The sequence below is a fragment of the Sphingomonas sp. Mn802worker genome (genome assembly GCF_000382485.1).
Lineage (GTDB): Bacteria > Pseudomonadota > Alphaproteobacteria > Sphingomonadales > Sphingomonadaceae > Sphingomonas.
In genome coordinates this window covers 233,967-245,436 of the sequence record NZ_AORY01000011.1, presented here as the reverse complement: position 1 = coordinate 245,436, position 11,470 = coordinate 233,967, and the positions used below count along the sequence as shown (strand labels likewise).

At 65.3% G+C, this 11,470-nt stretch carries 11 protein-coding genes; 8 read left to right on the top strand and 3 right to left on the bottom strand.

Translation table 11 applies throughout. The features are described from left to right. Positions 1–42: 42 nt before the first annotated feature. Positions 43–579, bottom strand: a complete 537-nt coding sequence (locus tag SMN802W_RS17610) for a hypothetical protein (protein WP_156818817.1) — start codon at positions 577–579, stop codon at positions 43–45. Positions 580–749: 170 nt separating this feature from the next. Further along, positions 750–944: a hypothetical protein gene (locus SMN802W_RS0109930; protein WP_019516758.1), complete on the bottom strand. Its 195-nt coding sequence runs from the start codon at positions 942–944 to the stop codon at positions 750–752. 273 nt (positions 945–1,217) lie between these two features. Between SMN802W_RS0109930 and SMN802W_RS0109925 the strand changes: the two genes are divergently transcribed. From SMN802W_RS0109925 to SMN802W_RS18275, 4 genes are all read left to right on the top strand, one after another. Continuing rightward, positions 1,218–1,490: a BrnT family toxin gene (locus SMN802W_RS0109925; RefSeq protein ID WP_019516757.1), complete on the top strand. Its 273-nt coding sequence runs from the start codon at positions 1,218–1,220 to the stop codon at positions 1,488–1,490. Beyond that, the gene (locus SMN802W_RS16845) at positions 1,450–1,749 is read left to right on the top strand and encodes a BrnA antitoxin family protein (protein ID WP_019516756.1); all 300 of its coding nucleotides are present in this window, start codon (positions 1,450–1,452) and stop codon (positions 1,747–1,749) included. The genes SMN802W_RS0109925 and SMN802W_RS16845 overlap by 41 nt, the downstream gene beginning before the upstream one ends. Before the next feature lie 85 nt (positions 1,750–1,834). Then, positions 1,835–2,452 (top strand): hypothetical protein, encoded by a 618-nt coding sequence (locus SMN802W_RS18280; protein WP_156818816.1) that lies wholly within the window; start codon positions 1,835–1,837, stop codon positions 2,450–2,452. Further along, positions 2,449–3,204: a hypothetical protein gene (locus tag SMN802W_RS18275; protein ID WP_156818815.1), complete on the top strand. Its 756-nt coding sequence runs from the start codon at positions 2,449–2,451 to the stop codon at positions 3,202–3,204. The genes SMN802W_RS18280 and SMN802W_RS18275 overlap by 4 nt, the downstream gene beginning before the upstream one ends. Positions 3,205–3,211: 7 nt before the next feature. Here SMN802W_RS18275 and uvrA read toward each other — a convergent pair whose 3' ends face one another. Beyond that, on the bottom strand, positions 3,212–6,124 hold the full coding sequence (gene uvrA, locus SMN802W_RS0109915) for an excinuclease ABC subunit UvrA (RefSeq protein WP_019516755.1): 2,913 nt from the start codon (positions 6,122–6,124) through the stop codon (positions 3,212–3,214). Positions 6,125–6,410: 286 nt separating this feature from the next. On the opposite strand from uvrA, the gene SMN802W_RS0109910 reads away from it, so the two are divergent. From SMN802W_RS0109910 to SMN802W_RS16835, 4 genes are all read left to right on the top strand, one after another. Then, on the top strand, positions 6,411–6,617 hold the full coding sequence (locus SMN802W_RS0109910) for a hypothetical protein (RefSeq protein ID WP_019516754.1): 207 nt from the start codon (positions 6,411–6,413) through the stop codon (positions 6,615–6,617). A gap of 190 nt (positions 6,618–6,807) precedes the next feature. Then, positions 6,808–7,806 carry a hypothetical protein gene (locus SMN802W_RS0109905; RefSeq protein ID WP_238560177.1) on the top strand — a complete coding sequence of 333 codons (999 nt, stop codon included), beginning with the start codon at positions 6,808–6,810 and terminating at the stop codon, positions 7,804–7,806. Positions 7,807–8,188: 382 nt separating this feature from the next. Then, positions 8,189–9,229 (top strand): bile acid:sodium symporter family protein, encoded by a 1,041-nt coding sequence (locus SMN802W_RS0109900; RefSeq protein ID WP_019516752.1) that lies wholly within the window; start codon positions 8,189–8,191, stop codon positions 9,227–9,229. A gap of 99 nt (positions 9,230–9,328) precedes the next feature. Continuing rightward, the gene (locus SMN802W_RS16835) at positions 9,329–11,467 is read left to right on the top strand and encodes a TonB-dependent receptor (protein ID WP_019516751.1); all 2,139 of its coding nucleotides are present in this window, start codon (positions 9,329–9,331) and stop codon (positions 11,465–11,467) included. The last annotated feature ends 3 nt before the right edge of the window (positions 11,468–11,470 follow it).

Genomic DNA, 11,470 nt, shown 5'->3' with positions numbered 1-11,470 from the left:
GGGCCCATTGCTCGGCGGTCCAGCCAGCGCGGGTGGCGGGGTCTAGGTCGGAGACGTCGACCTCTCCGGCCGTGGCGGGTGGCCGGCGAGCCAGCGGTCGGCGCGGGCGAGGGCGAGGACGGGTTCCAGGTCGGCGGCCCGGCTGGCGCGCGCGTCGGGCCCAAGGCGCTGAGCGACGAACAGGCCGGCGCGGGCGGGCGTCGCATCGGCATCGATCAGGTCGAGATAGGCGTCGAACTGGCCCGCGACCGCGCGCGCGGCGGTGCCATGGGCGCTGCGCTGCGCGGCGTCGGAGAAGCGGTCGAGCCGGTGGAGCATGTGGGTCGCGAGGCGATTGTCGAAGCGGTGGCGGGTGACGACCGAGCCGTCGGGGCGGGTGATGACCTCCTCCTGCCCCTCCAGCGCGCGGGTGAGGAGCGTGTCGGCGAGCGTCTCGCGCGCGAGCAACCGCGCGCCGTCCCAGGCGAGCGCAAAGGCGGCACCGGCGGCGCGGCGGCGAAAGGCATAGGCCGAGGCGGGCGAGAGCGCGACGCGCGCGCAGGCGCGATCAACGGTGTCGCCGCCGGCGATCCCCTCCACGAAGAGGCGCTGGCGCTCGGGCGTCCAGCCATCGCTACGGTGATAGTGCGCGCGGTCGCCGGGGAGGGTGGCGTCGGGGGCCGGGATGGTGGCCGGGGTGGCGTGGCGGGTGGGCTCGTGTCCGGCCGGCGTGTCGACGGGGGCCGGGAGCGCGGTGGGCGGGTGCGCGGTCATCGACGGCACAGCCCGGTGCGGCGGAACAGCGCCTCCATCGTCAGCGCGGCGGCGATCTCGAGCGCGGGCAGCGGGGTGGCGGAGATGCGGCCGGCGTCGACGTGCGCCTGCCACTCGCGATGCGCGATCTCGTGCCGCTCGGGCGCCTGATCGAGCGGGTAGGCGACGGGGATGTAGGGTGGGGTGTGCATGGGCGTGGTCCCGTTGGTTGAGGGTCCGGGGTAGTAGGCAGGTTTGCCAAGTGTAGGACAGGCCGGCGCGGCAAGGCGGTAGCGAAGCTACCGACGAGCGCCCCAGCGCCGGCCCGGCCAGCGGCGCCAGCAGCGCCGACTGACGACGCGGCTTCGCCGCGGCGAGGCTTAGTTCTTCCCACCTTGGCAACGTAGCCGTCACCACCACATTCGAAGGCGCGGCTCCGCCGCGACGACCCTTGACGCCGCATTATGTAGGTACAAAATACCATCGTGGAGATCAGCTACGATGCAGCCAAGCGGGACGCGACGCTGCGCGAGCGAAGGCTAGACTTCGCCGATGCGGCGGGCGTGTTCGACGGGCCGGCGTTCGAGTTCGAGGACGCGCGGTTCGACTATCCCGAGCGGCGATGCTGCACGATCGGGCTGCTGGGCGAGCGGACGGTGGTGATCGTGTGGGCGGCAACCGAGCGCGGGCGGCGCGTCATTTCGATGAGGAAGGCCAATGAGCGAGAACAAGCACGATTTCGCAGCCGGCTCGCCTGACCCGGCGGACGATCTGTCGGAGTGGACCGACGAGATGCTGGACACCGCCGAGTTCTCGATCGGGGGCAAGGTGATCCGGCCGGCGACGGGCTATCTGGGGCCGAACGGCGTGGTGCGTGGTCGACCGCCGCTGCGCGGGCGCGCGAAGGAGCAGGTGACGCTGCGGCTCGACCCCGACGTGATCGAGCGGTTTCGCGAGGGCGGGCCGGGGTGGCAGGGGCGGATGAACGAGGCATTACGGAAGGCGGTGGGGTTGTGAATAAAAGGATCGGCTAACTTAGCAGCGATGTTTTGTCTTGTATCTGTTGCCCATTACAGCGAGGTTCTCGCCCAGAGAGGGGGTAATGATGGCACGAGGAAGTTCGTCACGCGGATCTGGCGGTACATCGAAATTTCGCTTTGTCCTTCTTGAAGGCGATTTTCAAGAAGGTGAGATCGCGCAAGTTACTCAAGCGATCCAAAATGTTTTTCGCGGTTCTACAACTGTGAGCTCCCGTCAGGTTTCTCGTCCAGCAAGTCCTGCCTTGCTTGAAGCGGATGCCGATCAGATCGATAACGACGAAGATGTGATCGAAGGTGGCGCACTGGACGCGGAACCGTCACGACCGAAGGCTCCAAGGAAGGCCCGGGTAGCTAAAGTACCAAACCCCGTTAATGACTTAGACGTGAAGTCTGACCCATCGCTGAAAGACTTTGTGTCAGATTACGAGGCGAAAACAGGCTTCGACAAATACCTTCTAATCGCTTTGTGGTTGCGCGACGCTAGAAATATCAACGCTTTTACGGTAGACTACATCTACACATGTTTTAAATTGCTGGGATGGAGTACCAACTCTACGGACTTCTCCAAGCCATTGCGTAATCTAGCCGATAACAAGTTTTTATCCGGTGATAGTAAAGGCTATTCGCTTAGCTTGACGGGCGCTGGCCGCATTGAGGATAAAAAGAGACGCTCTGAATGACTGAGTTTGAGGAGTTCTTTGAGGCGCAGGCGCGGTTTAAAAACCTATCGGTCAATGAACAGATTTGCAGGATAGCGTGGTTTTTGCATCGCATTAAGAAGGTGGACCGATTCGCTCCTCGCGCGATAGCGGAGGTTTTTAGATCGGTTCATTTGGCACCTCCACAGGTTAGTGTGTATCTTTCGCGTTTAGCTACAAGAAAGCCGCCGCTTTTTATTTATGATAAAAGAGGTTACTTTCTTGAAGGGCAAGAACGAAAGAGACTCGATGACATATTGGTACCTAATACGAAGAGTGCAGCAGTCTCTAAGCTCTTATCAGGTTTGATAGATCAGGTCGAAGACGGACCCGAGCGAGTTTTTTTAGACGAAGCGATTCGCTGTTATCAAGTCGCTGCATTCAGATCATCAATCGTTATGACATGGAACTTAGCGTATAATCATTTAAGGCGCTGGGTTCTATCAGACGGAAGCCGTCTTGGGCAATTCAATGAAGGCGCAAGTAAGAGATTCACGAAGTCGCCAAAACCGCTAGTTTGCAAAACTGACGATTTTGACGAGTTCAAGGAGTCAGAATTCCTTGATGCTTGCTCCAGCGGCAAGGTGATCCAAAAAAACCTTGAGCAAATGCTTAGAGAGAAGCTGAAACGCCGAAATATGGCCGCTCATCCATCGTCCATCGTCATTTTACAGCCGCAAGCAGATGATGTTATTTCTGATCTCATAAGAAACGTTATTATTGAGTTGCGCTAGACACACCTCACTCCGCCGCAATCGCCTCCGCCACCTTCCGCTTCCCCAACAGCGGCGCGAGATACCGCCCGGTGAAGCTCCCCTTTACCTTGGCGACCTGCTCGGGCGTGCCCTCGGCCACGACGCGGCCGCCCTTGACGCCGCCTTCGGGCCCCATGTCGATGATGTGGTCGGCGGTCTTGATGACGTCGAGGTTGTGCTCGATCACGACGACGGTGTTGCCCTGTTCGACGAGGGCGTGGAGCACCTCGAGGAGCTTGCGCACGTCCTCGAAGTGCAAGCCCGTGGTCGGCTCGTCGAGGATGTAGAGCGTGTTGCCGGTGGCGCGGCGGGCGAGTTCCTTGGCGAGTTTGACGCGCTGCGCCTCGCCGCCCGAGAGCGTGGTCGCCTGCTGCCCGACCTTGACGTAGCCGAGACCGACCTCGACCAGCATCGCCATCTTGTCGCGGATCGGGGGCACGGCCTTGAAGAACTCGGCCGCGTCCTCGACCGTCATGTCGAGCACGTCGGCGATCGAGTGGCCCTTGAACTTCACCTCCAGCGTCTCGCGGTTGTAGCGTTGGCCGTGGCAGACGTCGCAGGTGACGTAGACGTCGGGGAGGAAGTGCATCTCGATCTTGAGCACGCCGTCGCCCTGGCACGCCTCGCACCGCCCGCCCTTGACGTTGAAGGAGAAGCGGCCGGGCTTGTAGCCGCGGGCGAGGCTCTCGGGCAGGCCGGCGAACCAGTCGCGGATCTGCGTGAACGCGCCGGTGTAGGTCGCGGGGTTGGAGCGCGGGGTGCGGCCGATCGGCGACTGGTCGATGTCGATGACCTTGTCGAGATGCTGTAGCCCGGAGATCTTGTCGTGCTTGCCCGCGAGCATCCGCGCGCCGTTCAGCGTCCGCGCGGCGGCGGCGAAGAGCGTGTCGATGGTGAAGCTCGACTTGCCCGAACCCGACACGCCGGTGATGCAGGTGAAGGTGCCCAAGGGGATCGACGCGGTAACGCCGGTCAGATTGTTGGCGGTGGCGTTGTGGACGGTGAGCTTCTTGGCAGAGCCCTTGCGGCGTTTCGCGGGCACGGGGACCTCGCGCACGCCGTTCAGGTAATCGGCGGTGACGCTGCCCTCGGTCGCCAGCACTTCGGCGAGCGTGCCGGCGGCGACGACCTGCCCGCCGTGGACGCCCGCGCCGGGCCCCATGTCGATGACGTAATCGGCGGTGCGGATCGCGTCCTCGTCATGCTCGACCACCAGCACGGTGTTGCCGAGGTCGCGCAGACGCCGGAGGGTGGCCAGCAGCATGTCGTTGTCGCGCTGGTGGAGGCCGATCGAGGGCTCGTCGAGGACGTAGAGGACGCCGGAGAGGCCCGAGCCGATCTGGCTGGCGAGGCGGATGCGCTGGCTCTCGCCGCCCGAGAGCGTGCCGCTGGTGCGGTTCAAGTTGAGGTAATCGAGGCCGACGTTGTTGAGGAAGCCGAGCCGCTCGACGATCTCTTTCAGGATACGCTCGGCAATCGCGCGCTGCTGGTCACCCAGGTGGTTGGGGAGATCGGTGAAGAAGGCGAGCGCGTCGACGACCGAGAGGTGGGTGGCGTGGCTGATGTCCTGTTTCGCGATCTTGACCGCGAGCGCCTCTGGCTTGAGGCGGGCGCCGTGGCAGGTCTCGCACGCCTGCGCGGACTGGTATTTCGACAGCTCCTCCTTCATCCACGCGCTCTCGGTCTGGAGCATCCGGCGGTTGAGGTTGCCGATGACGCCCTCGAACGGTTTCTTAACGTCGTAGGACTTCTTGCCGTCGACGAAGGTGAGCGTGACGGGTTTCCCGCGCGTGCCGTGGAGGATGGTCTTCTGCACCTCTGCGGGCAGCTCGCCCCAAGGGGTGTCGAGCACGAAGTCGAACTCGCGCGCGAGGGAGCCGAGCACCTGCATGTAGTAGGGCGAGGGCGGGTTGGATTTCGCCCAGGGGACGACCGCACCCTTCTTGATCGACAGCTGGTGGTTGGGGACGACGAGGTCCTCGTCGAAGATCAGCTTTTCACCCAGGCCGTCGCACGCCGGGCAGGCGCCCTGGGGGGCGTTGAAGGAGAACAGGCGCGGCTCGATCTCGGGAATGGTGAAGCCCGAGACGGGGCAGGCGAACTTTTCCGAGAAGACGATGCGGCCGTCGGGGGCGTGGTCGCCGAGCACCGCGCTGGTGGGTGTGCGGGGCTCAACGGGATCGGCGGGGTCGACGTAGGCGAGACCGTCGGCGAGCTTGAGCGCGGTCTCGAAGCTCTCCGCCAAACGCGTGGCGATGTCGCCGCGGACGACCAAGCGGTCGACGACGACCTCGATGTCGTGCTTGAACTTCTTGTCGAGCGCGGGCGCCTCGTCGATCTCGTAGAGCTCACCGTCGATGCGGACGCGGGTGAAGCCGGCCTTCTGCCACTCGAGCATCTCTTTCCGATACTCGCCCTTCCTCGCGCGGACGACGGGGGCGAGCAGGTAGAGGCGCGTCCCCTCGGGCAGCGACATGACGCGGTCGACCATCTGGCTGACCTGCTGCGCGGCGATCGGCTCTCCGGTGGCGGGGGAGTAGGGGACGCCGACGCGCGCCCAGAGCAGGCGCATGTAGTCGTAGATTTCGGTAACGGTCGCCACCGTGCTGCGCGGATTGCGGCTGGTGGTCTTCTGCTCGATCGAGATCGCAGGGGACAGCCCCTCGATATGGTCGACGTCGGGCTTCTGCATCAGCTCAAGGAACTGGCGCGCATAGGCCGACAGGCTCTCGACGTAGCGGCGTTGCCCCTCGGCGTAGATGGTGTCGAAGGCCAGTGAGGACTTGCCCGAGCCGGACAGCCCGGTGATGACGGTCAGCGTGTCGCGCGGAATGTCGACGCCCACGTCCTTGAGATTGTGCTCGCGCGCGCCGCGCACCGAAATCGTCGTCAAAGCCATGAGGGCCGTTCTACCTTCGTTCCGCAGCGGATGCCAGTGTGGCGGGATGTAGGAACGCGTGGGAGGCCTTGCGAGGTTCGTGGGCGCGGGCGGTTAATGCGGGGGCGGTCAGTCGCCGGCAGGTGATGCGGCGTCGTCGCGCCCGCACTGAGCGGCGAGCCCACAACATCGCTTGTGCTCGGATCGTGCCTGCGTCGGTACGCGCCACAAAGACGAGCGACTATCTGAGCGAACCGCCTGATCCGCCGTAAAGGCGACAGAAAGGATCTGCTTGTAACAGGCAAGCATGCCGCTTCTGCTCATCCCGCTGGTCATCTTCGGCACTTACCGGCTGCTTCGCTCCGCCTGGACCGAGCGATATGAGCGCCGTTTCTCGGTCGACACGCTCAACGAACGGCCTGTCGCCTATCTGTTCGATCTTGGCTTTCTGGCAGTGGGTGTCGGCCTTGGATGGTATCTGTTGCTCGGCAGCGTACACGTTTCATGGTCGTGACGGCGTAGAAGCGTTGGTGGCGCTGGTTGCCAAGCACCGCGCGCGATAGGTCCCCGGACAGGGCGAGGACGGCGATATGCGCGTGAACGATGCGGCTTGTCGCGGCCCCCGGAACTATCCATGCTGCGGTAACCGGGGGGTATGAACGATGCGATCGACGCGTGGGTGGCTGCTGGCAGCGGCCGTTGTGATGAGCGTGGCAACGATGCAGGCGAGAGCGCGCGACCTGCCGGTGCCGGCGAGCAAGGGCTGGCAGCACGCGCAGAGCGGGATTATCCTGATGCCGGTGCTCGCGGGATTGACGCGCACCGAGCTGAGCGATGCGACCGCTGGCGAATTCGATGTGACCGCGCGGTACGAGGCGGCGGACAAGAGCGTCATCACGACCCTGTTCCTGTTCCATCCCGCGGCCGGTGATGCTGCCCTGTGGTTCGATCGCGCGCGCACCGCATTGGAGACGAGCGATGCCTTACCCGGCATGTCGCCCGCAAGCGCGACGCCGGTGGCATTCGCCGCGCCGGGCGCAACCGCGGCCTCGTCGCTACGGCAGGTGTATGCGAGTCCGGGCGGACAGTTCCGCAGCACCGCGCTCGCGGTGGTGCCGGTCGGGGGCTGGCTTGTCGTCTTGCGCATGACGGCTCCCGTCATGACGGCGGCGCAGTTGAGTGAGCGGATGGACCAGGTGATCGCGGGCGTGCGCTGGCCGGCCGGGAGCATGACGGCAGCGCGCGCGGCGGTCCCGGTCGCGGCATGCCCCCAGCCGCTTCGGTATGCCAAGGCCCGTGTGGTCAAGCCCGACCTGGCTGACATGATGATCGCCGGTCTGGTTCACTCCGGCAGGGTGGCAAAGCAAGACAAGACGACCGTGCCGGCACAGGTGACGTGGTGCCGCGACGGGGTGGGTGAGCGCAACTACGGCGTGTATCGGTCGGGCGACGCGAGCGGAGGCTATGCCATGGCGCTGGGCGATGCGGGACGCGTGATCAGCGTGGAGCCGTCGCTAATGGCGCAGATCAACAAGACAGGCGTCTATTCGGTCACGCTGAGCGATGTCGACGGCAGCGTGAGCACGTTCCCGTCGTTCGACCGGATGCCGTCGCCGACGCAGGTATGGTCGGCGATCGCAGGCGGTAAACCGACCAGCCGGACGCAGGGCAACACGACGACGGTACATTCCGGCGCGTTGTAGCGGCATGTACTTTCCGCACCAACCACGCGTTAGAATGGAGCGTGGCGGCGGGCCGGGCATCTGTAGAGTGTCGTGAATGGACCACTGCCACGCTACAGGGCGACGGCCGAGCCACACGAGGCGACGTAGGGTGATGCAGGTTGTTGTGATCGTCACCCTCGCCGCGGTCCAGCATGTCAGGGGGCGTGGCGACCGTTTGATAGGGAGCAGTGGATCGCTGACACGGCAGTGAGGCCGTTAACGGGCGACGACGATCTTTGGCGAGACGTGCAGCGATACGCTTCGCCGCTCGTGGGGTGAGCGGACATGCAATCGCCGTTGCAGGCGCGGGCGGTCGCGTGGTTCGGCGTGGTATGCGATGGCGGGCGCAGTTGGAGGTTTCATGTCGTTCATTCGCCGGTTCATCGATCCGTACCTGTTGCTGCTGCTCGCCACCGTTGCTCTTGCCGCGGTGTTGCCGGCGCGGGGAGAGGGCGTGCGGGTGGCGGAGATGGCGGTGACCGTCGCGGTCGCGCTACTGTTCTTTCTCTACGGTGCGCGGCTGGCGCCGGCGGCGATCTGGGCGGGGCTGACGCACTGGCGATTGCAGGGGCTGGTGTTCCTGAGCACGTTTCTGTTGTTTCCGCTGCTGGGGCTGGCGGTGAGCGGGGTGGCACGCGCGTGGGTGCCGGGCGAGATCGCAGCGGGGCTGTTGTTCCTGACGTTGCTGCCCTCGACCGTGCAGTCGTCGATCGCCTTTACCGGCATTGCGGGCGGCAACGTGCCGGCGGCGTTGTGCAGCGCGTCGGTGTCGAACCTGGTCGGCACGGTGTTGACGCCATTGATCGTCGCGGTGGTATTTCCGCTGACGGGGTTGCTGCCCGCGGCGGGCGGGGGCGTGTCGTGGCATGCGATCGAGGGGATCGCGGCGCAAATCCTGCTGCCGTTCGTCGCCGGGCAGGCGGCGCGCCCGCTGATCGGCGGATGGATCGCGCGGCATAAGCGGCCGACGAGCTTGGTCGATCGCGGATCGATCCTGCTGGTGGTATATGCAGCGTTCAGCGAGGGCATGGTGTCGGGCGTGTGGCAGGCGGTGAGCGCGGGCGATCTGGCGCTGGTGCTGCTATTCGACGGCGTGCTGCTGGCGGCGGTGATCGCGGCGACGACGTGGATGTCGCGCGCGTTCGGCTTCTCCAAGCCCGACGAGATCGCGATCGTATTCTGCGGATCGAAGAAGAGCATGGCGAGCGGCATCCCGATGGCGACGATCCTGTTCACGGGATCGTCGGTCAGCCTGATCGTGCTGCCACTGATGATCTTCCACCAGGTGCAGCTGTTCGTCTGCGCGGTGCTGGCGCGGCGCTATGCGGCGCGGATGGCCGCGGGCGTCGACCCGGCCGAGGCGGGGGAGCGGGTCGTCGCAGCGGCGGTGGACAGCCGCTGAATAGGTGTGATAGGTAGATAATACAGGGTGACGAAAACAAACGTTGACAATAAACGACTACGTTTGTAGTCACTGCGGCATCGACGGGAGGGGTGAGCGATGCCGATGGGGTTAAGCCTGAAATGGTGCGCGAGTGCGCTGGTGCTGGCGGGTGCGGCGGGGTCAAGCGCGGCGTGGGCGCAGGTCGCGCCGGCGGCAGGACCGGCCGCCTCGAAGCCCGACGACGCGCAGGGGTTGCAGCCCGCGGGGCAGCCCGACCGTGTGACCGGGCGGCGGACCTATGACGCGGCGTGGTTCGCGACCTTTGCGCCCGCGACCGCGCTGCAGATCGTCCAGCGCGTGCCGGGCTTCACGATCGAGAGCATCGATCCGTCCTTGCGCGGCTTCGGCGGGGCGGCGGGGAACGTCGTGGTCAACGGGCAGCGCCCGTCGGCGAAGAGCGACACGCTCGACACGATCCTGTCGCGCATTCCGGCGGGACGCGTGGTGCGGGTTGAGGTCGGGCCCGGCGACCTCTACGGCGCGGAGTTCACGGGCAAGCCGCAGGTGCTGAACCTCGTCACCTCGGCGAGCGGGGGACTGGCGGGGACGCTGACGGGGACGGTTCGCCGTGACTATACCGGTCGCCTGTTCCCGGAAGGGAGCGCGTCGGCGCTGCTCCGGTCGGGCAAGTCGACGTTCAACCTGGCGCTGAACATCACCAATCAGGATTCGACGCAAGAGGGCTATGATCGCGTCACTGCGCTGCCATCGAACGAGCTGGTTGAATATCGCTACCGCGTGAACCATTACAGCCAGCCGCAGGGCGCGCTGTCGGGGTCGTGGGAGTATAATGACGGCGCGAACCGCACCGCGCATCTGAACGCGCGCGCGGCGACTAACCGCTTCTCGCTCGACCAGTCGAACCGGGTCGATCGCGTCGGCTTGGCCCGTCGCGAGGATGCGCTGATCGAGCGCTATATTCTCGACGAATATGAACTTGGCGGCGACGTGACGCGGCCGCTGGCCGGAGGCGGGATCAAGCTGATCGGGCTGGCGACACGGCGATCACGCGACAACCGCGACTTGTCGCTGATCGATCTGTTCGGGAGCAATGGCCCTGGACCGACCGGGTTCAGCCAGTCGGTCAACGACCATGAGGCGGAGACGCTGGCGCGGCTGGTGTGGAGCCGGCCGGGGTGGAACGGCTGGAACGTCGAACTGGGGGCGGAAGGCGTCATCAACCAGTTGCGCAGTCGCGTCGACCTGTTCGATCTGGCAGTGGGTGGTGGACGGACGCGGATCGACCTGCCGGTCGACGATGCGACGGTGCGCGAGGTGCGCGGCGAGGCGTTCGTCAACGTCGGGCGCGCGCTGTCGCCGACGATCCGGCTCGACGGCGGGCTGACGATCGAGGCGTCGCGGCTGACCGTGTCGGGCGATGTCGATGCGAAGCGGACCTTGTCGTTCCTGAAGCCCAAGCTGGTGCTCGATTGGCGGTTCGCGCCGGGCTGGCGTGCGCAGGTGTCGGCGCAGCGGACGGTCAACCAGTTGCAGTTCACCGACTTCATTTCGGTCGCGGAGCTGGGCAACGACCGCGTCAACGGCGGCAATGCGCAACTGGTGCCGCAGCGCAGCTGGGAACTGCTCGGCACGCTGGAGCATCCGATCCTGGGCGACGGGCTCGTCCGGCTGGAGGCGGGATACACGCACATCAGCCTGGTGCAGGACCGCGTGCCGACGCCAGAAGGGTTCGATGCGCCGGGCAATCTGGGCGACGGCACGGTGGTGATCGTGCGTGCGCGGATCGAGGCGCCGCTGAAGACGCTGGGGGTGAAGGGCGGGCGGCTGACGCTCTACGGCTCGCTGGTGCCGACGTTCGTGATCGATCCGTACACGCTTCGCACGCGACCGTTCACGGGCAACAGCATCTTCTACGGATCGGCCGAGTTCCGGCAGGATCGCGGCAGCTGGGCGTGGGGCGTGCTGGCGGAAAATGCGACAAGCTCGACGCAATATCGCCGCGACGAGACCGATCGCGGGTTTCGTGGGCTGTACACGCAGGTGTTCGCGGAATGGCGGCCGACGAAGACGAGCGTCGTCACCTTCACGCTGGAGAATGCGCTGGCGAAGCCGTCATACCGCGACCGCCTGTTCTACGCGCCCGACCGCACCTCGACCAAGCCGGTGTCGCGCGAATACCGGCGGCGCGACGGATTTGTGGTGCCGGCGCTGACCTTCAAGCGGACGTTCGGCTGATTA